Raw genomic sequence first — 22,150 nt, 5'->3', positions numbered from 1 at the left:
TTATACATCGAAAAAATAGCAAGAAATAACAAGTCGTTAATTCAAGAAAAAAACATTGAACTTTTTAAACAAAATGACATTTGGGGAAATCCAAGGAGATTTAATTATGAAAATATAGGCTTAATTTCTCCATCAACTTTACGTTATATTAATGTTTATGAAGATTTACTAAGACTATTTAAAGATTTAAATAATTTTAAAATTTGTGAAATTGGTGTTGGTTATGGAGGCCAATGTAGAATAATTAATAGCATAAGTAAAACTGAAGAATATACCCTAGTAGATCTTAAAAAAGTTTTAATGTTAGCACAAACTTATCTTGATAAATACGCTTTAAATACTTCTATAAGATATAAAACAATGAATGAATTAAAAACAGAAAGCTATGACTTAATTATTAGTAATTATGCTTTTTCAGAACTCCCAGGTCACATCCAAGACGTATACTTAAATAAAGTCATTCTAAACTCTAAAAGAGGTTATATGATTTTTAATAATATTAATCCTATATCCTTTAATTCCTATACAAAAGAACAACTTTTAGAGATCATTCCAAATTCTCAACTAATTAACGAAGAACCATGTAGTTCAAGCAAAAATTGTATTATTGTTTGGGGAAAAAATTAAAACAAAGTCACCTGACCCTTATCATCTAACCCATATTCCTGATTATCATCATCTTTGCTAGATTTTTCATCTGTTTTAGATTCTGTTTTTTTAGAAATATTCTCCTCCTCCTTCACTTCTATGTCTTCTGCTGGAGTTTCTTCTGGAGCTTCATAAGGAATAGGCTCTAATAAATTAATGGCATTTACTTTGTCTTTGGTTAGTTGGTTTCCTAAAGCAGAAATCCCTTTAATAGCAATAAACTCTTCCAAATTCACTTCTTCGTTATCCTTTCTATCTTTACCTCTTTCTTTAGCAAAAACAATTTCGGCAACAGGTTTCCAGTCTGTAGATACAATTTCTAATTGCGAATTAGGATGATCTGTAATAAAGGATTCTTCTTTGTTTTCATTTTCAATTAAAAAACGTTTTACATAATATCGCTCCTTTTCTCCATCATAATAAATAGCAGATACAGGCTTTTTAGGCAACCATTTTTCCATGACAATCATATCATCATCAAAATGAAGCGTTACCTCTGGAGTAACCGTTTTTACTATACCTTTTTGATTTATTATTAACAGTTTATCCTCTCCTCTAAACTCGCCAACCAACTCACCTCTACCGTCAACATTTAAACGCTGTACAGTGTCGTCAAACCATATTTTTCTTGGCTTTAAAGTCGAAATTCCTTTTTCTTTTAACTCTACAGATTTAATAGCATGTTTAGTCACCACGTTACCTTTAGACGCACGACCTTTAATTAAAATATCCGCAAAATCTAAATCCCATTTTAACTTTTTAATACTTCCAACCTGACGTAAACTAATAGAAACTACCTCAGCTTCTCCATTTGGATTAGCAGAAAAATACCAAGTTTTAGACCCTTTGTTTCCGTTGGTTAAATCATAATCTTTATCTCGTGTAATAGACGTTACAGCAAAACGCTTAACATACGCTGGACCTTTTGTGCCATCACGATAAATTAAATTATAAATGGTACGCTTGTCTTTCTTTTTAAAGACTGCTACGTGTATAATATTTTTGCCTATAAAAGTTTTACTATCCACTTTGGTAACCATCATTTTACCATCTGCAGTAAAAGCAATGATATCGTCAATATCACTACAATCGCAAACATACTCGTCGCGTTTTAGTGATGTACCAATAAAACCTTCTTCTCTGTTTACATATAATTTGGTGTTTCTGATTACTACTTTAGTAGCATCCACATCTTCAAAAGCACGTAGTTCTGTTTTACGCTCACGACCTTCACCATACTCTTTTTTAAGTCTTGTAAAGTACGCTATGGCATAGTCAATTAAGTTTGCTAAATGATGTTTAACCTCAGCTATTTGCGCTTCTAATGCGTCAATTTTTTGTTGTGCTTTATCAATATCAAATTTAGAAATACGCTTGATTCTAATTTCTGTTAAACGCGTAATATCATCTACTGTAATAGCACGTTTAAGATGTTGTATATGTGGTTTTAAACCTTTATCAATAGCCTCAATAACACCATCCCAAGTTTCTTCTTCTTCAATGTCACGATAGATTCTATTTTCGATAAAAATACGTTCAAGACTCGCAAAGTGCCATTGCTCTTCAAACTCACCTAATCTAATTTCTAACTCTTGTCTTAATAAATCTACAGTATTATCTGTACTACGACGCAACATTTCTGTCACACCAACAAATAGTGGTTTGTTATCTTCAATAACACAACCTAAAGGCGAAATTGAACTTTCGCAGGCTGTAAATGCATATAAGGCATCAATGGTTTTATCTGGAGACAAACCAGAAGGTAAATGAATTAAAATCTCTACAGTTGCAGCAGTATTATCTTCAATTTTTTTGATTTTAATTTTTCCTTTGTCGTTAGCTTTTAATATCGAATCTATTAATGAAGAGGTTGTAGTACCAAAAGGCAACTCATTAACAACCAATGTGTTTTTATCTAACTGACTAATTTTAGCACGACAACGTACTTTTCCGCCACGCAATCCATCATTATAGTCACTACAATCTGCAATACCTCCTGTTGGAAAATCAGGAAACAATGTAAAGCGTTTACCCTGTAGATGTTTTACAGACGCATCAATTAACTCAATAAAATTATGAGGTAATATTTTTGTTGATAATCCTACAGCAATACCTTCTCCTCCTTGTGCAAGCAATAAAGGAAACATTACTGGTAAATTCACAGGCTCTTTACGACGACCATCATAGGACGCTTGCCATTCTGTTATCTTAGGATTAAAGACAACGTCTAATCCAAATTTAGAAATTCGGGCTTCAATATAACGTGCTGCTGCTGCACGATCTCCTGTTAGGATGTTTCCCCAGTTTCCTTGTGTATCTATTAATAAGTCTTTTTGACCAATTTGTACCATAGCATCTGCAATACTTGCATCTCCATGTGGATGATACTGCATAGTATGTCCAACTATATTGGCTACTTTATTATAACGTCCATCATCCAAATCTTTCATGGAATGCATGATACGACGTTGTACAGGTTTAAATCCGTCTTCTATTGCTGGAACTGCACGTTCCAGAATTACGTAGGATGCATAATCTAAAAACCATTCTTTATACATACCAGTAATCCTGGTAATGGTTTCTTGAGGTTCTTGATTGTCTAAGTTTTCTAAATTGTCGTTAGCTAGGTCGTCGTTTTCTTCTATCATCTATTTATCCTCCTCAATTAAATCAAGTTCAACTTTAAGATTATCAATAATAAACTCTTGTCTTGTTGGTGTGTTTTTACCCATGTAAAATGACAACAACTCTTCAATAGACATATTATCATCTAACATTACTGGATCCAATCTAATGTCTTCACCTATAAAGTGAACAAACTCATCTGGACTAATTTCTCCTAAACCTTTAAATCGAGTAATTTCTGGTTTTGGTTTCAGTTTTTCTATTGCTTCTCTACGTTCATCCTCTGAGTAGCAGTAAATGGTTTCTTTTTTATTACGAACTCTAAATAAAGGTGTTTGTAATATATACAAATGACCTTCTTTAATTACTTCTGGAAAAAATTGTAAAAAGAAAGTGATTAATAATAATCTAATGTGCATACCATCGACATCGGCATCTGTTGCAATAACGACGTTGTTGTATCTTAAATCTTCCAGCGACTCTTCGATATTTAAAGCAGCTTGCAGGAGATTAAACTCTTCGTTTTCGTAAACAATCTTCTTTGTTAATCCGTAACAATTTAAAGGTTTACCCTTTAAACTAAATACTGCTTGTGTATTTACATCTCTGGATTTTGTGATACTTCCTGATGCCGAATCTCCCTCTGTTATAAACAAGGTACTTTCCAGGTTACGTTCATTTTTAATATCACCAAAATGCACACGACAATCGCGTAATTTTTTATTGTGTAAACTCGCTTTTTTAGCTCTGTCTTTTGCTAATTTTCTAATTCCAGATAATTCTTTACGCTCACGTTCTGCTTGTAAAATTTTACGTTGTAGCTTATCTGCTGTTTCTGGATTTTTGTGTAAATAATTATCTAAATGTGTTTTAAGAAAATCTGAAACATAGGTTCTAACAGTAGGTAACTCCCCTCCCATGTCTGTAGATCCAAGTTTTGTTTTTGTTTGACTTTCAAAAACAGGTTCCATTACCTTTATAGCTACAGCACTTACAACGGACTTACGTATATCTGAAGCATCATATTGTTTTCCAAAAAAGTCACGAATGGTTTTTACCAAACCTTCTCTAAAGGCATTTAAGTGCGTACCTCCTTGTGTGGTATTTTGACCATTTACAAAACTGTTATATTCTTCGCTATATTGTGTTTTACTATGTGTTAAAGCGACTTCAATATCATCACCACGTAAATGAATGATTGGATATAACAAGTCTGATTCAGCAATTTTTTCTGCTAATAAATCTTTTAATCCGTTTTCAGAATAAAATTTTTCTCCATTAAAAACTATAGTCAATCCTGGGTTTAGGTAAACATAGTTTTTAAGCATTTTTACTACATATTCACTTCTGTATTTGTAGTTTTTAAATATAATATCATCAGGAACAAAGGACACCTTGGTACCTTTACGACGCGTTGTTTCTTCTAAAAACTCCTCGTCCATTAAATTACCTTGAGCAAAATCTGCAGAAGCACTTTTACCGTCTCTAGAAGACTCTACTCTAAAATAAGATGATAATGCATTTACTGCTTTTGTACCGACACCATTTAATCCTACGGATTTTTTAAAGGCTTTTGAGTCGTACTTACCTCCTGTGTTCATTTTAGACACAACATCCACTACTTTACCTAAAGGAATACCACGTCCATAATCGCGAACAATAACTTTGCTTCCTTGTATCGAAATTTCTATGGTCTTCCCTGCTCCCATGACATACTCATCAATGGAGTTGTCTAACACCTCTTTAAGTAGAATATATATACCATCATCTGGAGACGATCCGTCACCAAGCTTTCCAATATACATTCCTGGACGCATACGTATATGCTCTTTCCAGTCTAGTGATCGTATATTATCTTCGGTATATTTAGTTTGTTCTGACATAAAATTTTGATGCAATTTGGAGATACGTTGCTAATATAATATAACCCTTTAAAAAATGAAACACTGCATAGATAAAGTAATTAACAATGTATAACTATTAGTGTTAAGATTGTTGATTTTGTATGATTTCGGCCTTAATTTTTAGAAAATGATTTCTAGTTTCAAGCAAATTTTTCATATAACTAGTTAAAAATAACACGTTAGCCAATCTACCTAAAATGCCAAAAGGCGACTGAAAATAAAACATATCAATCATGATGGTATCTTCTCCTTTTGTACTAAAAATATGTTCGTGCTTAAAACTTTTAAATGCTCCTGAAACCATCTGATCAACAAAGTATTTAGGCGATTCAAAATGTGTTATTTTGGAGGTTAGTTGCTGACGGATTCCAAAATGGGTAGCTTCCCATGTTACCGATTCTCCTAAACCTATTAAACCAGAGGTTTTACCTGCAATAGCCTTCTCATTTGAGTGTTTTAATGAATCCTTATGAAAATCTATATCTCTGGACAAATCAAAACATGTTTTCAAACTCGCATGGATAACTGTTTTAAGTTGTATTAAAGGCATATTAATTACTTTACTGTAAAAATACAAAACGCCATAATGAAATGCATCATTATGGCGTTGTAAAAACTTTATTTTAGTGGGCTTACACGTTAAATAAGAAATGCATTACATCTCCATCTTTAACAGTGTATCCTTTACCTTCTACTCTCATTTTACCTGCCTCTTTAACTTTTGACTCGCTACCATAAGTAACATAATCATCATAAGCAATCACTTCGGCACGAATAAAACCTTTTTCAAAATCTGTATGAATTACTCCTGCAGCCTGTGGTGCAGTTGACCCGACATTTATAGTCCATGCTCTAACTTCCTTAACTCCTGCTGTAAAGTAAGTTTGTTGGTTTAATAATTTATAAGCAGATCTAATTAATTTTGCAGATCCTGGCTCTTCTAGTCCAATATCTGATAAAAACATTTGACGCTCTTCATAATCATCCAACTCATTAATATCTGCTTCTGTTCCAACTGCTAATACTAATACTTCAGCATTTTCATCTTTAACAGCATCTTTAACTAAATCTACGTAAGCATTTCCAGAGACAGCACTATCCTCATCCACATTACAAACATATAATACAGGTTTTCCAGTTATTAGTTGCGATGGCTTAACAAATTCTTCTAATTCATCTTCTGTAAACTCTAAAGCTCTAACAGACACACCTGCTTCTAAACCAGCTTTTAACTTTAGTAACACAGCCTCTTCTTTTTGAGCCTCTTTATTACCTGTTTTTGCAGCACGTTTAACTTTTTCTAGTTTTTTATCTACAGTTTCAAGATCCTTTAATTGTAATTCCATATCGATAGTTTCCTTATCTCTAATTGGATTTACATTGCCATCAACATGCACAATGTTATCATTGTCAAAACAACGTAAAACATGTAAAATCGCATCTGTTTCTCTAATGTTTCCTAAAAACTGATTACCTAAACCTTCACCTTTACTTGCTCCTTTTACTAATCCTGCGATGTCAACAATCTCAACAGTTGCTGGTAATACACGTTCTGGATTAACCAAGCTTTCTAACTTTTCTAATCTTGGGTCTGGTACATTTACTACACCTATGTTAGGCTCTATAGTACAAAACGGAAAGTTAGCACTTTGCGCTTTTGCATTTGATAAACAATTAAATAATGTTGATTTACCAACGTTAGGCAATCCTACAATTCCTGCTTTCATGTAAAGAAAATTTATTTCAAATTAAGGCTGCAAATATAGTACTATCTTATTTACTAAATTACAGTTGTATTATATTTAATTCACTTTAGAAAAACCTAATAATAATGCCTAATATTTAACAAAAATACTGATGAATTCATACAAATTTTATCAATTTTTTAATAAAACAGCACAGTTTTGTTAAAATTTTAACATAATTTAGCGTCTAATCAACTTAAAATCTTTAAATATGAAAAAACTTAAATTATTGTTTTTACTTCTGCTCACTGTAGGATTTGCAAGTGCACAAACCAATGTAACTGGTACCGTTAAAGGTGACGATGGTTTTGGCATACCTACAGTTAATGTTGTAGAAAAAGGAACCTCTAATGGAACAACAACGGATTTTGATGGTAATTACTCATTAAACGTGTCAAGCAATGCTACTTTAGTATTTAGTTACGTTGGTTATGAAAGTAAAGAAGTATCCGTAAACGGTCAGTCTACAGTTAATGTTACATTATCAAGTGGTGAAGCATTAGACGAAGTTGTATTGGTTGGTTCTAGAACAGCTCCCAGAAGTAATGTAGACAGCGCATTGCCTATTGACGTAGTTGGCACTAAAGAGCTAACATCCACTGGTCAAGCTACCTTTGACAAAGCACTACAGTACAGAATACCTTCCTTTAACACAGTACAAACACCTGTTAATGATGCGACTTCTTTATTAGATCCTTATGAAATAAGAAACATGGGTCCTAGTAGAACCTTAATACTAATTAACGGAAAGCGTAAAAATTTAAGTGCTTTATTATACACACAAACGTCTCCTGGTCGTGGAGAAACTGGTGCAGATATTTCTGCCATACCTACAGACGCGATTAAACGTGTAGAAATTTTACGAGATGGTGCGTCTGCTCAATATGGTTCTGATGCTATTGCTGGTGTAATGAATATTATACTAAAAGACAATGCTAATTTTGGATCCGCAACTTTAAGAAGTGGTATTACTAGTGAAGGTGATGGAGAAATGATTGGAATTGCTGTAAATAATGGTTCTACAATTGGAGGTGATAAAGGTTTTATTAATTACACTATAGATTTTTCTAAAACTAATTTAGCAAATAGACCAGGAACAGTAAATGCTGTAGCAGAAGCAGATGCTGATTTAGGATTTGATGCTGATTTAGGATTTGTTCAAGAATTTTTATCTCGTCGTCCAGATGCAGGAAATATTAATGGTTCTCCTGAAAATGCAGCTTCAAAATTCTTAATTAATAGTGGGTTAGATATAGCTGAAAACACAGAGCTTTATTTTAACGCAGCTTACGTTTATAAAAAAGTAAATAGCTTTGCTAATTACAGAACACCATATTGGAGGGCTTTAAACGATGACAATGCTTATTTAGCAGATTTTTTTCCTGGAAATAATCCAAATACAACTAATGGATACGATGGATATGTACCAACCTTTGAAGGTTTATTAAACGATTACAATGGTACCGTTGGAGTAAGAACTAAAATAAACGATTGGAACGTTGATTTAAGTTATACTACAGGAGGAAATACGCAAACTTATAAAGTTAATCAATCTCATAACGGAAATGAAGTTTATACAGCAAATTACAATCCTGAAACAGGAGAGTTTGAAGCTGTAGAATTATACAGAGCTAATAGTCCACAATCTTTTGATCCAGGAGGAACTAGATTTACACATAACGTTGGTAACATTGACATCTCTAGAGTATTATCCGATAAAGTAAGTATTGGATTTGGTACAGAGTTTAGAAACGAAACTTTTGAAGTAATCGAAGGTGGTGCTGCATCTTACGAAGGTGGTGGAGCAGATTCTTTTGCCGGAAATACTCCTCAAAACTCAGGTAAATTTAATAGATACAATTTTGGTGGTTACTTTTCAATTGATTATGACGTAAGCGACGCTTTTCTTTTAAGTGGTACAATTAGAACAGAAAATTATTCAGATTTTGGAAACACCTTTGTTTACAAACTTAGTTCTAGATTAAAGTTAAACGATCAATTTACAGCAAGAGCTTCAGTTTCTTCTGGGTTTAGAGCGCCTACATTACACCAAATTTATACACAAAAATCGCAATACTCTTTCCAACCAGGTGGAGCAATTGTTGTAGGTGGATTAGCTAATAATGTTTCCACTCAAGCAACTTTATTAGAAATCCCTAATTTAGACGCAGAAACATCTAACAACTTTACAATTGGATTTGGTGGTAAACTTGAAAACAATTTTAGCTTTACTTTAGATTACTATAATATTTCTGTAAAAGACAGAATTGTATTAGGTGCAGAAATTACTGGTACAGCTTTTGACGTTAATGGTAATAATATTGGTACAACACCTTTAGACGATATTTTAAGGGATAACAACTTATCAGATATAAGCTTTTTCTCTAACGCAATTGACACAAGAACATCTGGAATTGATGTAGTATTAAGCAAAAAAAATATTGAAATTGGTAATGGAGACTTGGATTTAAATTTATCAGGAAACTACACTTTCCAAAACGAAAGAGATGGTGACGTTAAAGACATACCTTTAGTGGCACAAGCTGGTCAATCTGTAGTAAACGCAACTCAAGAAGCTTTATTTTTTACTTCTAGACCAGAAACTAAATGGATCCTTGGTGCTAACTATGAAATTAACAAATTTGGACTTTCGTTAAACAACACCTATTTTGGAAAAACAACATTTAAACAACAAGGATTAGATAATAATTTACGTACTGAGTTTACACCTAAAATTGTAACAGACCTAGGTATCAATTACAGCGCTTCTGACAAATTAACTATTGCCTTAAACATTAATAACATTTTAAATGTACTTCCAGAGTGGAGCTTCAAAGCTGAAAATGCTGCTGGTGAAGCTATAATTAACGATACATCAATAACCTCTACTGGTCAAACTGAGATTCAAAATCAATCAGATTTAATAACATTTAACCAACGTTACTCTCAAATGACTTATGATGGTTACCATTTTAGTCAACTAGGGACAATGTTTAATTTATCTTTAAACTATAAATTTTAATATTTAAAATAGTTTTATCACAAAAATGCTGCTCTTCTCGAGCAGTATTTTTTTTTATCTTTAATTAGTATTATTCCATTAATAAGTTAATTAACACACTAAATAAATTATGCATAGTTTATACTTAATTGGATTTGAGAAGATTTATGATGCTATGTATTGAATATTTATTAATTATAAAAATGAGTGGAAACTTCTGCTATACCTTAATAATTTTAAGGTATAAGAGTGTATTGACAAGCCTGCTTATATGTTGATTGTTAAGCTGTAGTGGCTCAAAAAATAGCATAAAAAAAACCTAAGACAGTGCTTAGGTTTAATTTAGTTTATATCAAGTTTATGTTTCTAACAGATATTATCCATCAGGATGCATAAATTTTTGTTTTCCTAATAAAGTGTCTTTACTCTCTACATGATCATCATCAGGTACACAACAGTCTACTGGGCAAACTGCTGCACATTGTGGCTCTTCATGAAAACCTACACATTCTGTACACTTATCAGGTACAATGTAATAAATCTCATCACTAATAGGCTCTTGTGCTTCATCTGCATCAACTTCTTTACCATCCGTTAACACTAACTTACCGTTAAGACTTGTTCCATCCTTATATCTCCAATCATCAGCACCTTCATAAATTGCTGTATTTGGGCATTCTGGTTCACAAGCTCCACAGTTAATACATTCGTCTGTTATAATAATTGCCATAGCGTATTTTTAATCTTTTTTGTTTACTTAACTTTGTGGTGCAAAAATAAAGCCAAAAAAGGTGTTATACAAATAATAATGAGTAACAAAGATCACATAACGGAAGCATTTGTACAATTAGGCCATTTTATTAGTCAATTTACTACAGAAAGTCCTGAGAAAAAAGAAAACATATTACATAATCAATTGTTTTTTGATGGTTTTAAACATCAAATCAAGTTAGCAAAAGAACATAACGGTTGGTTTACACAACAAAATATTCAATATGCTTTAAAAGGTTGGAGTGAGCAATTAACTAAAGCAACGCTTCAAAATTGGTTAAAAAAGTACGATTTAACGACTACCAATCCTAAAACCGTTGCCATAATTATGGCTGGTAATATTCCGTTAGTAGGTTTTCATGATTTTTTGTGTGTTTTACTAACTGGACATTCCGTATTAGTAAAACAATCTTCTAACGACAAACACCTTCTACCCTATTTAGCCAAATATTTAGAACATATAACTCCAGATTTAAAAGGAAAAATAACCTTTACAGAAGATAAATTACAAAACTTTGACGCAGTAATTGCTACAGGAAGCAATAACACAGCACGCTATTTTGAGTTTTATTTTAAGAATAAACCTTCAATAATTAGAAAAAGCCGAAACTCGGCTGCAATATTAACAGGATCTGAAACACCAGAACAGTTAGACGCCTTATCTGATGATATTTTTAGATACTATGGTTTAGGTTGCAGAAATGTTTCTAAAATGTTTATACCTAGAGATTATAATTTTGATGCTTTTTTTAATGCCATGTATAAATGGAATCCGATTATTAACGAAGCCAAATACGCTAACAATTACGACTATAATAAAGCAGTATATATAATGAGTGAATTTGATATGCTAGAAAATGGTTTTTTAATGATTAAAGAAGACCAAAGCTACGCATCACCAATAGCTACTGTGTTTTATGAGTATTATGATTCTATCGAAACTTTAAAACAAAAATTACAACTTGATAAAGATTTAATACAATGTATTGTCGCTAATAATTTTGATGATTCAGAAGTTTCGTTTGGAAAAACACAACAACCAGAACTTTCAGATTACGCAGACGATGTTGACACAATTGCATTTTTATTAAAAATCTAAAGGATAAATTATTAAATTCTTAACTTAATTTAAATCAATAATTAGCACCTTTGTTAATTGATAAAATAAGATAATTTCTGTATAACCAGAAAACTAAATTTGTAACCATGCAAAAACATAATTTTAGCGCAGGACCATGCGTATTACCTCAAGAAGTATTACAAAAAGCATCACAAGCTTTATTAGATTTTGATAACGGATTATCCCTAATCGAAGTCTCGCATAGAAGTAAGTCCTTTGTTGATGTGATGGAACAAGCTAGAGCTTTAGCATTAGAGTTATTAGGCCTAGAAGGTAAAGGCTACAAAGCCTTATTTTTACAAGGTGGAGCAAGCATGCAATTTTTAATGGTCGCTCAAAATTTATTAGAAAAAAAAGCTTCCTATTTAAACACAGGAACTTGGGCAGACAAGGCTATTAAAGAAGCTAAAATTTACGCAGATATTGTAGAAGTAGCATCCTCTAAAGACGCTAACTATAATTATATTCCAAAAGGTTTTGATATTCCAGAAGATCATGATTATTTTCATTGTACATCCAACAACACTATTTTTGGAACACAAATGAAAAGTTTTCCTAAATCACCAATCCCATTAGTATGTGATATGAGTAGCGATATTTTTTCACGCTCATTAGACTTTTCTCAATTTGACTTAATTTACGCAGGAGCTCAAAAAAACATGGGACCAGCTGGTACAACCCTAATTGTTGTTAAAGAAGATATTTTAGGAAAAGTATCGCGTAAAATACCATCAATGTTAGACTATAAAGTACATATAGACAAAAGCAGTATGTTTAATACACCTCCTGTATTTGCAGTCTATACTTCTATGTTAACATTACAATGGTTAAAGGATTTAGGTGGTATTAAAGCTATCGAAAAAGAAAATGACAAAAAAGCAAGATTAATGTATTCTGAAATTGATTTAAACCCATTATTTAAAGGTTTTGCAGCTAAAGAAGACAGATCAGACATGAACGCTACCTTTACATTAGTTAATGAAGATTTAAAAGAAACTTTTGACACCATGTGGAAAGAAGCTGGCGTTAGTGGACTAAATGGACATAGAAGCGTTGGAGGTTACAGAGCAAGCATGTATAACGCCTTATCTTTAGATAGCGTTAAAGTACTTGTTGAAGTAATGAGTGAATTAGAAAGTAAAGCATAAAATTATTGAAAATGAAAATATTAGCAAACGACGGAATTTCACAAAGCGGAATTGACGCTTTAGAAGCTGCAGGTTTTGAAGTTAACACAACAACAGTAGCCCAAGAGCAGTTAATTAACTACATAAACGATAAAGCCATTAGTGTTTTACTAGTAAGAAGCGCTACAACTGCAAGAAAAGATTTAATCGACGCTTGTCCTAATCTTAAAATTATTGGACGTGGTGGTGTCGGAATGGATAACATAGACGTTGACTATGCCAAACAAAAAGGCTTACACGTTATAAATACTCCAGCAGCATCATCGCAATCTGTTGCCGAGTTAGTTTTTGCTCACCTATATGGTGGAGTAAGATTTTTACACGACGCTAACAGAAACATGCCTTTAGATGGTGACACGCAATTTAAAAAATTAAAGAAAAACTACGCTAAAGGAGTTGAGTTAAGAGGAAAAACGCTTGGTGTAATTGGATTTGGTCGTATTGGTCAAGAAGTTGCAAAAATTGGTTTAGGTGTTGGAATGAAAGTTATTGCTGCAGATAAATTTATAGAAGCTGCATATGTTAGTGTTGACTTTTTTGATGGACAATCAGTAACATTTAATATTAAAACTGAAACAATGGAGGATGTTTTAAAACAATCAGACTTTGTTACACTTCACGTACCAGCACAAAAAGACTACGTTATAGCTAAACCTGAGTTTGATGTCATGAAAGATGGATCTGCTATAATTAATGCTGCAAGAGGTGGTGTTGTTAATGAAGTAGATTTAGTAAGTGCGCTTGAAAGCGGAAAACTAGCATTTGCAGGTTTGGATACGTTTCAAAACGAACCTACTCCTGCAGTACAATTATTAATGAATGGTAGAATTTCTTTAACGCCACACATTGGAGCTGCAACTAATGAAGCACAAGATAGAATTGGTATAGAGTTAGCAACTCAAATCAAGAATATACTTTTAAACGGATAAATAATACGTTTTAACGTATACTTATTTAAAACGAAATTTATAAAAAGCCACATTGTTAAAATGTGGCTTTTTTTTGTACTTTTCAACTATCAAATCGTATTAACTATTAATTTTTATATAAAATGGCAGGAATTTTAGACCTATTAAACTCAGATTTAGGAAAAACAATTATCAGTGGTGTATCTGGATCAACAGGAACAGACCAAGACAGAACAGGAAGCGTTTTAACAATGGCTTTACCAGTGTTAATGAAAGCAATGGAACGTAACGCTTCAACACCAGAAGGTGCAGAAGGACTTTTAGGAGCAATTAAAGGAAAGCACAATGGTAGCATATTAGATAATTTAGGAGACCTTTTTGGAGGTGGAGTAAATGAAGAAGTTGTTAATGATGGTGACAAAATTTTAGGTCATGTATTAGGTGCTAAAAGAGATGGTGTACAACAAGTAATAGGACAAAAATCTGGCTTAGATTCTGGATCAGTTGCAAACATATTAAAAGTAGCAGCTCCAATTTTAATGGGTGTTTTAGGAAAACAAGCAAGTCAAAACAACGTAAGCTCTACAAATGACTTAGGTGGTTTACTTGGTGGTTTACTTGGTGGAAACGAAACTAAGAACGAACAAAGCTTTCTAGAAAAAATATTAGATGCAGATGGTGATGGTAGCATTATCGATGATGTAGCAGGAATGGTACTTGGTGGTGGATCTAGTAAAAAAGGAGGATTATCTGGTTTATTAGGTGGTCTTTTTGGAAAATAAACTTTTCATTTTATAATTTATATAAAGCCAAACCTATGTTTGGCTTTTTTTTTGTGACTTACATCAACTTATTTTTTTGTATTTTTAAGAAAAAGAAGCGCATGAAAAACATACTTTTATTTGCAATATTATTAATGATAGCTTTTAGCTGTAATACCAATAAAGTTGCTAGTTCCAAAGATTTATCATTGGCTCAACCTGGTGATACTATTACCATATCAAGTGACAAAACAGAATATGATATTATTATTATAGAGCCAGGTTTTAATACTTGGCTACAAACTGTAGCTAAACCGGAAGGCTATTATACACAACAATATCTAGAAAACAAAAATGTAATGTATGTCTCAGCCTGGAATAATCGTGCATTACAGCCACAACGCTACAACCCAAACTTATACGAACTCCAAATTGACTACCAATCTAACATAGATTATGGTTATGACGTAAATTATAAGTTGTATAATTATTTTGTTTATTTTCAAAACAGATATAAACAAAATCTTTTAGGTGGTCGTATTCCTCCTAATTAAAGCCTTTTCTATATCTTTGCAACGATAAAAATTGCAATGGAAAAATTTAAAAAACGTTGGGAAATCCAACAAAATTGGCAACTATTATTTCCTGTATTAGGATTTTTAGCACTAGCATATTCTAGCTATAAGCTTGCTAATAAAATGATTGACAACAACATATTCTTAGTTATTACTTCTACTATAATAACCACTTCAGTATTATTGAAGTTTGTATTATTTCTGTTTAAAAAACTAGAAAACAAGTGGGAAGTCACTTATAAATGGGAAATGATACGCATATTTATAGTATTTGCGGTTACTGGTAGTTCTTCTTTATTTGTAGGAAGACCAATAATATATTGGTTAGGAATTACTAAAGAAAACTTAAATATTGTGGTCTATTGGATTTTATATATTATCATTGGGCTAATTTTCTATCAAATAATGTTAGTCTTTTTTGGGTGGCTGTCAGGGCAGCACAAATTCTTTTGGGAATTTGAAAAAAAGATGATAAGACGTTTTGGTTTAGGTAAATTCGTAGATTAATTGAAACAACAACAGCACATAGCATTTAAATATATAGCAATAGTTTTACTACTTGCTGTAATGCTACCTTCTGCTGTAAAGTTTACACATGTTTTTGAAAACCATAAGCATGAAGTGTGTTCAGACAATATAACATCTCACATGCATGAGACTGATGTAGAGTGTGAATTTTACAAGTTTAAACTTAACACCCAATACTATACTTTTTTTGAAATTTCTTTATTAAATATAGAAGATAATTTCTTGAAAATAAACAATACATTATATAACTTTAAGTATAATCATCAGCAATTATCGTACTCGCTTCGAGGACCTCCTTTTTTAGTTTAACATAAGTAATTATTTAAACTAAATTTTTTTACAATGAAATATTATTTAATGGTTTTGTGCTGCTGTGTATTCAGTTGGGCACAAAGTCAAGATTGCAATGCTACTTTTTCAGGAGAAGTGCATGATTTTCATGATGGTACACCAATAGTAAATGCTACCATTTTTATTAAAAGCCTTAATAAGTATACCACTACGGATATTAATGGGCGTTTTAATATAGATAATCTATGTAATGCTCTAATAGTTGTGGAGGTTAGCCATCTTGCATGCGAAACCAAAACCGTGGACGTTAACATTATTAACGATACCTTTATCGAAATTAACCTAGAGCATCATATAGAAGAGCTAAATGAGGTTAAAGTTACTGGTGCTTCTGGCATTAAACTGACTAAAACTGCACAAGAAACTCATTTAAAATCCGATGTTATTGATCGTTTTAGTTCACTTAATTTAGGTGATGCTTTAAAACAGATTAGTGGTGTATCTTCCATAAATACTGGTAATAGTATTGTTAAACCTGTAATTAATGGTTTACATAGCAGCCGAATTATTGTAATGACTAATGGTGTAAGGCTTCAGGATCAAGAATGGGGAATTGAACATGCACCAAATATAGATTTAAATACTGCTGGTAGTATCAATGTGATTAAAGGTGCCAATGCACTAGCATATGGTGGTGATGCAATTGGAGGCGTAATCGTTTTAAAACCTTCTAACATCAGTTTAAAAGATTCACTTTACGGTAAAACAATAGTAAGTGGTAACACCAATGGTAGAGGCTATAATTTAAATACCTCATTAACAAAAACATACAAAAAAGGTTGGTATTTAGGTGCACAGGCTTCTTTAAAACGTTCAGGCGATATGGAAGCACCAGATTATAGTTTAACCAATACTGGCTTAAACACCAAAGGTTTTTCTGTTAATGGTGGTTTTAAAACTTTTGAAAAAGGCTTTAATGTATATTATAGTTATTTAGATAATGAAATAGCCATTTTAAGAGCAGCGCATATAGGTAATATTGAAGATTTAGTAAATGCGATTAACAATCCGCAACCATTAGTAATTGAAGATTTTAGTTATGATATTAACGCGCCTAAACAGGACGTTACCCATCATGTTTTTAAAACTGAATTCTATAAACGTTTTAAAAAATTTGGACGCGTAGACATACAGTATGATTACCAAAACAATCATCGTTTTGAGTATGATATACGTGTTGGTGATGATAGAGATAAACCTGCTATAGATTTAACTCTAAAAACACATACTTTAAAAACTAGCGTGACGTTGGATTCTAAAAACAATATTTCTTATAATTTTGGAGTAAATGCAGGATATCAAAATAATTTTGCAGCAAACACAGGTGTTAGACGCCTAATTCCGGATTATGACAAGTATGATGTAGGAGCATTTATTGTTACCGAATTAAAATTAAATAATGACCTATCTATGGATTTTGGTTTACGTTATGATTTTAATCAAATTGATGCTAAAAAATACTACTTAACTAGTCGTTGGAATGAGCGTAACTATGATTCGGATTTTGGAAATATTGTGATTGACGATTTAGGTACACAATTACTGACTAATCCAGTTTTTAATTACCACAATGTTTCAGCATCAGCAGGTATTGCTTATCAATTAAATGAATATAATAGTTTTATATTTAATTATGGATTATCTAATCGTGCTCCTAACCCATCCGAGTTATTTAGTGATGGCTTACATCACTCGGCAGCTAGAATTGAATTAGGAGATTTACGTTTAAAACAAGAAACATCAAATCGTATTTCTGGTAGCTATAATTTTCAAAAAAACAATTTATCATTAAACATTGAGGCTTTTTATAATTATATAAAAGATTACATTTTTATAGAGCCTACTGGAACAGAACAAACCATTCGTGGTGCCTTCCCAGTTTGGAGTTACAATCAAACAAATGCTGCTTTATATGGATTAGATCTTACTGCTAATTATAGCTTTAATGACCATTGGTTTTTAAATAATAAATCCTCAATCACAAAAGGAAAGGATGTTAGCCAAAATGAAGCGTTAATTGATATGCCTTCGTTTAAAACTGTTAACATCATAGGGTATTCTAACCCAAAATGGTTAGATCTTAAAACCGAATTACAAAGTGAGTGGGTTTTTACACAAAATGATTACCCAAATAATAATTTTGAAGTATTTATACCAACTACAGAACAAATGGAATTGGTAGATGTAAGTACTACACCTCCAGCCTACCATTTGTTGCATTTACAAAGTAATATTACATTGGAAATGTCCAAGTCTACAGACTTAAATATTGGGCTAAATATTACAAATATTTTTAATACAAATTACCGAGAAAACCTTAATAGATTACGTTATTTTGCTGATGATGTAGGAAGGAATATAATGTTACAATTAAAATTAAACTATTAACATTTAAAACATTAACAATGAAAAATTTAACACTAAAAACAATTAAACAATTATCGCTATTATTATTAATTTCAATAGCATTTACAGCGTGTTCAAGCGACGATGACAATACAAACAACCCAGAACCTGTTAATGAAGAGGAAGTAATTACAACCTTAACTGCTACACTTATACCTGTTGGTGGAGGTACAACTGTAACAATGCAAACACGTGATTTAGATGGTGATGGACCAAATGCTCCAGTAATAACAGTATCATCAGACTTATTGGCCAACACAGTATATAATGGTAGTCTAGTTTTGTTAAACGAAACTGAATCTCCTGCTGAAGAAATAAATGAAGAAATTGAAGAAGAAAGTAATGACCACCAATTTTTTTATAATGTAACAAATAACATTGCTACTTTTACTTACGAGGATTTTGATGATAACGGAAATCCTTTAGGTTTAGAGTTTACTTTAACTACAGCTGCTACAGCTATGAATGGAAATCTAACAATTACTTTACGTCATGAACCAAGTAAATCTGCTGTAGGTGTTAGCGATGGAGACATTACAAACGCAGGTGGAGAAACTGATGTGCAAGCTGTATTTCCTGTTGTAATACAATAATAGTTAACTAAGTTTACCACTATTTTTAATAAAAACATCCCGTAAATTACGGGATGTTTTTTGTTTTAAACTTAAATAGATTTAAAAAAAATGTAACAAATGCCTTGTTTAAACCACTAATTAAAAAACAACTTAAACTATTATGAAAACAGCATTTTACTTACTATTATTAACCTTTGGGTCTTCTTTTTTAGTATATAGTCAAGACCAACCTTTAAGTCCCAATAACAATACAGCAGATACATCACTTGTCCAACCAGAATCATCTAATATGAACTGGTATATTGTCCAAGACACAGTTAAAGTACTTATTGGAAAAGTAAATACTCAAATTAAAAAAGACAATAAAGACCTTTACGTCGTTACTACTGTGGACATGACCCAAGCCACAACTAAGTGGGTAGACACCACTATTGTATCTATTAAAAACTTTAAACCTATATACCACTCGTCATACAATCAGCAACGTGATATGGTATTACATTTTAACTCTAAGGTTACTGGTTATTATTTAGATAAAAAAACCGATACTAAAACAGCTATCAGTGAAGCTACATTCAAACCTTATTTTGACAGTAATTTTTACCCACAACTTATTAGGTTTTTACCGTTAACGGAAGGTTATCAAAATAGTATTGCCATTTTTGACTATAATCCTACAACTTCAACAGGTGTTATAACAGCTACTATTAAAAACACAGAACTAACAATATTAAACTTAAATGGTCAAGAAACTAAAGTATGGAAAGTGCAAACAACAGACGACATCTCTAAAAATCAAACCATTAGCACTTACTATATTGATGTTACTACCAGAAAAATATTAAAACATGATATTGCTTTTAATGGTAGATTAATGACAATGGAAATAATTGATTAGCATTCTGCATCTTAATAAAAGACTAAGTAAATTTTAACTTGATATTATTTCTAAACCTAAAAGCAACTCAATAATTTTCAATACTTTTGTTAGGCAAACTTTTAAAAATTTCCGCTTGACGGTAAAACAAAAATATATTTCATGAAAAATACAGCTTTAACAGCAACTCACGAAGCCTTAAACGCAAAAATGGTTCCTTTTGCAGGTTACAACATGCCTGTACAATATGATGGTGTAAATATAGAACATGAAGCAGTTAGAAAAGACTGTGGTGTGTTTGACGTATCACATATGGGAGAGTTTTTAATTTCTGGTCCAAAAGCATTAGATTTAATACAAAGCGTAAGCAGTAATGATGCGTCTAAATTGACAATTGGTAAAGCACAATATGCGTGTTTACCAAATGATGATGGTGGAATTGTTGACGATTTAATTATTTACAAATTAAAAGAAGAGCAATATTTACTAGTCGTTAATGCTAGTAATATTGAAAAAGATTGGAATTGGATTACCTCTAAAAACACAGTTGGTGCTGACATGCGAGATTTGTCAGAGGATTACTCGTTATTAGCTATTCAAGGTCCTAATGCTGTATCAAAAATGCAAGCTTTATCAAGTCGTGATTTATCTGCTATTAAGTTTTATAATTTTGAAGTTGGTGATTTTGCTGGAATTGATAATGTAATTATTTCTGCAACTGGATATACTGGTAGTGGTGGTTTTGAAATTTATTGTAAAAATGACGAGGTTAAACAAATCTGGGATAAAGTTACCGAAGCTGGTGCAAAACCAATTGGCTTAGCTGCTCGTGATACTTTACGTTTAGAAATGGGTTATTGCCTTTACGGAAATGACATTGATGATACAACATCACCTATTGAAGCTGGTTTAGGATGGGTAACAAAATTCACTAAAACCTTTACTAATAGTGAAGCTTTAGAAGCACAAAAACGTAAAGGTGTAGATCGTAAGTTAGTCGCTTTTGAATTAGACGAAAGAGGAATCCCTAGACAAGGCTATGACATTGTAGATGGACAAGGCAAAAAAATTGGTGAAGTTACTTCCGGAACCATGTCACCTATGCTTAATAAAGGTATTGGTTTAGGCTATGTACCAACAGTTTTTGCAGATGTAAACAGTAAAATAAATATACAAATACGTAAAAATGCAGTGCCTGCAACTGTTGTAAAACTTCCGTTTTACAAAGTGTAATTATACTTTATGTTAGATTTTAACACAATAATAAACAACATCCATAATAACCTAAAAGACAACGTTGTTAAGGGTGTTGTTGCTTCATATATACCAGAGTTATCAAAACAAGATGTCAATCAATTTGGCATTTACATGCAACACATGGACGGTCGATCGTTTAAGGTTGGTGATGCAGAAGTCCCATTTTCTATACAAAGTATTTCTAAAGTTTTATCATTATCTAAAGCAATTGCTTTTGAAAACAATGATATATGGAAGCGTGTGGATGTAGAACCGTCAGGAAACCCTTTTAATCATTTGTCTTTATTAGAGTTAGAAAATGGTATACCTAGAAACCCTTTAATTAATGCAGGTGCCATAGTGGTTGCAGATATTTTATGCTCTAAATTTAAAAATCCAAAAGCCGATTTTTTACAATTTGTACGTGATATTGCCAACGACCAAACTATTGATTATAATTATAAAGTTGCCGAGTCAGAACGTAAAACGGGATATAACAATTATGCTGCAGCCAACCTTTTAAAATCTTTTAATAATTTAAATAACGATGTAGAAGATGTTATGGATTTTTACTTCCATCAATGTGCTCTAGAGATGACTTGCTCTCAACTGGCAAAAGCATTTTATTTATTTGCTAATAAAGGTAAATGCATAAATAATAAGCAACATATTACAAGTAGTCAAGCCAAACGTATAAATGCAATCATGTTAACTTGTGGTTTTTATGACGAGTCTGGTGAGTTTGCTTTTGAAGTTGGACTACCTGGTAAAAGTGGTGTTGGTGGTGGTATTGTTGCCTTACTACCAAACCATTTTATAATTTCTACTTGGTGTCCTGGTCTAAACGCTAAAGGTAATTCGTTAATTGGAATGCAAGCGTTAGAACAATTTACAACTCAGACCAATTTATCTATTTTCTAAACGTTATCCTT

19 protein-coding genes are annotated in these 22,150 nt (G+C 32.1%); 14 read left to right on the top strand and 5 right to left on the bottom strand.

Annotated features, from left to right (window positions below; all coding sequences use genetic code 11):
• Positions 1-6: 6 nt before the first annotated feature.
• On the top strand, positions 7-627 hold the full coding sequence (locus tag WNY60_RS01660; protein ID WP_342861490.1) for a putative sugar O-methyltransferase: 621 nt from the start codon (positions 7-9) through the stop codon (positions 625-627).
• On the opposite strand, the gene WNY60_RS01655 is transcribed toward WNY60_RS01660, so the two are convergent.
• The 4 genes from WNY60_RS01655 to ychF all read right to left on the bottom strand — a co-directional run bounded on the left by WNY60_RS01655 (position 624) and on the right by ychF (position 6,904).
• Positions 624-3,296, bottom strand: coding sequence for a DNA gyrase/topoisomerase IV subunit A (locus WNY60_RS01655; RefSeq protein WP_342861281.1), 2,673 nt, complete (start codon positions 3,294-3,296; stop codon positions 624-626). The genes WNY60_RS01660 and WNY60_RS01655 overlap by 4 nt on opposite strands.
• Positions 3,297-5,156: a DNA topoisomerase IV subunit B gene (locus tag WNY60_RS01650; protein WP_145001782.1), complete on the bottom strand. Its 1,860-nt coding sequence runs from the start codon at positions 5,154-5,156 to the stop codon at positions 3,297-3,299.
• Positions 5,157-5,259: 103 nt separating this feature from the next.
• Positions 5,260-5,670, bottom strand: coding sequence for an SRPBCC family protein (locus tag WNY60_RS01645; RefSeq protein WP_315897451.1), 411 nt, complete (start codon positions 5,668-5,670; stop codon positions 5,260-5,262).
• Between the two features lie 139 nt (positions 5,671-5,809).
• Positions 5,810-6,904, bottom strand: coding sequence for a redox-regulated ATPase YchF (ychF, locus tag WNY60_RS01640; protein WP_341586669.1), 1,095 nt, complete (start codon positions 6,902-6,904; stop codon positions 5,810-5,812).
• Positions 6,905-7,133: 229 nt separating this feature from the next.
• Here ychF and WNY60_RS01635 point away from each other — a divergent pair, with 229 nt between their 5' ends.
• Positions 7,134-9,944, top strand: a complete 2,811-nt coding sequence (locus tag WNY60_RS01635; RefSeq protein WP_342861280.1) for a TonB-dependent receptor — start codon at positions 7,134-7,136, stop codon at positions 9,942-9,944.
• Positions 9,945-10,299: 355 nt separating this feature from the next.
• On the opposite strand, the gene WNY60_RS01630 is transcribed toward WNY60_RS01635, so the two are convergent.
• Positions 10,300-10,653: a 4Fe-4S dicluster domain-containing protein gene (locus WNY60_RS01630; RefSeq protein ID WP_145001785.1), complete on the bottom strand. Its 354-nt coding sequence runs from the start codon at positions 10,651-10,653 to the stop codon at positions 10,300-10,302.
• A gap of 78 nt (positions 10,654-10,731) precedes the next feature.
• Here WNY60_RS01630 and WNY60_RS01625 point away from each other — a divergent pair, with 78 nt between their 5' ends.
• From WNY60_RS01625 to WNY60_RS01570, 12 genes are all read left to right on the top strand, one after another.
• Positions 10,732-11,793: an acyl-CoA reductase gene (locus WNY60_RS01625; RefSeq protein ID WP_342861279.1), complete on the top strand. Its 1,062-nt coding sequence runs from the start codon at positions 10,732-10,734 to the stop codon at positions 11,791-11,793.
• Between the two features lie 107 nt (positions 11,794-11,900).
• Positions 11,901-12,962, top strand: a complete 1,062-nt coding sequence (serC, locus tag WNY60_RS01620; RefSeq protein ID WP_145001787.1) for a 3-phosphoserine/phosphohydroxythreonine transaminase — start codon at positions 11,901-11,903, stop codon at positions 12,960-12,962.
• 11 nt (positions 12,963-12,973) lie between these two features.
• Entirely contained in the window at positions 12,974-13,930 is a 957-nt protein-coding gene (locus WNY60_RS01615) for a D-2-hydroxyacid dehydrogenase (RefSeq protein WP_342861278.1), read from the top strand.
• A 122-nt stretch (positions 13,931-14,052) separates the two neighbouring features.
• Complete coding sequence (locus WNY60_RS01610; RefSeq protein ID WP_145001789.1) at positions 14,053-14,691, top strand: DUF937 domain-containing protein; 639 nt, start codon at positions 14,053-14,055, stop codon at positions 14,689-14,691.
• Between the two features lie 101 nt (positions 14,692-14,792).
• A complete protein-coding gene (locus WNY60_RS01605; RefSeq protein WP_145001790.1) occupies positions 14,793-15,224 on the top strand; it encodes a DUF6146 family protein in 432 nt (143 codons plus the stop codon).
• Positions 15,225-15,260: 36 nt separating this feature from the next.
• Positions 15,261-15,752, top strand: coding sequence for a DUF6787 family protein (locus WNY60_RS01600; RefSeq protein WP_145001791.1), 492 nt, complete (start codon positions 15,261-15,263; stop codon positions 15,750-15,752).
• Complete coding sequence (locus WNY60_RS01595; RefSeq protein WP_145001792.1) at positions 15,753-16,082, top strand: hypothetical protein; 330 nt, start codon at positions 15,753-15,755, stop codon at positions 16,080-16,082. It abuts the gene before it with no gap.
• Between the two features lie 33 nt (positions 16,083-16,115).
• The gene (locus WNY60_RS01590; protein WP_342861276.1) at positions 16,116-18,512 is read left to right on the top strand and encodes a TonB-dependent receptor; all 2,397 of its coding nucleotides are present in this window, start codon (positions 16,116-16,118) and stop codon (positions 18,510-18,512) included.
• 17 nt (positions 18,513-18,529) lie between these two features.
• Positions 18,530-19,123 (top strand): type 1 periplasmic binding fold superfamily protein, encoded by a 594-nt coding sequence (locus tag WNY60_RS01585; protein WP_342861275.1) that lies wholly within the window; start codon positions 18,530-18,532, stop codon positions 19,121-19,123.
• A 142-nt stretch (positions 19,124-19,265) separates the two neighbouring features.
• Entirely contained in the window at positions 19,266-20,003 is a 738-nt protein-coding gene (locus WNY60_RS01580; RefSeq protein WP_342861274.1) for a hypothetical protein, read from the top strand.
• Positions 20,004-20,144: 141 nt separating this feature from the next.
• Complete coding sequence (gene gcvT / locus WNY60_RS01575; RefSeq protein ID WP_339807855.1) at positions 20,145-21,215, top strand: glycine cleavage system aminomethyltransferase GcvT; 1,071 nt, start codon at positions 20,145-20,147, stop codon at positions 21,213-21,215.
• Between the two features lie 9 nt (positions 21,216-21,224).
• Positions 21,225-22,139, top strand: a complete 915-nt coding sequence (locus WNY60_RS01570) for a glutaminase (protein WP_145001797.1) — start codon at positions 21,225-21,227, stop codon at positions 22,137-22,139.
• The last annotated feature ends 11 nt before the right edge of the window (positions 22,140-22,150 follow it).

The organism is Olleya sp. AS48 (genome assembly GCF_038900355.1).
Classification (GTDB): Bacteria; Bacteroidota; Bacteroidia; order Flavobacteriales; family Flavobacteriaceae; genus Olleya.
This window is presented reverse-complemented; position numbering and strand designations above follow the sequence as displayed.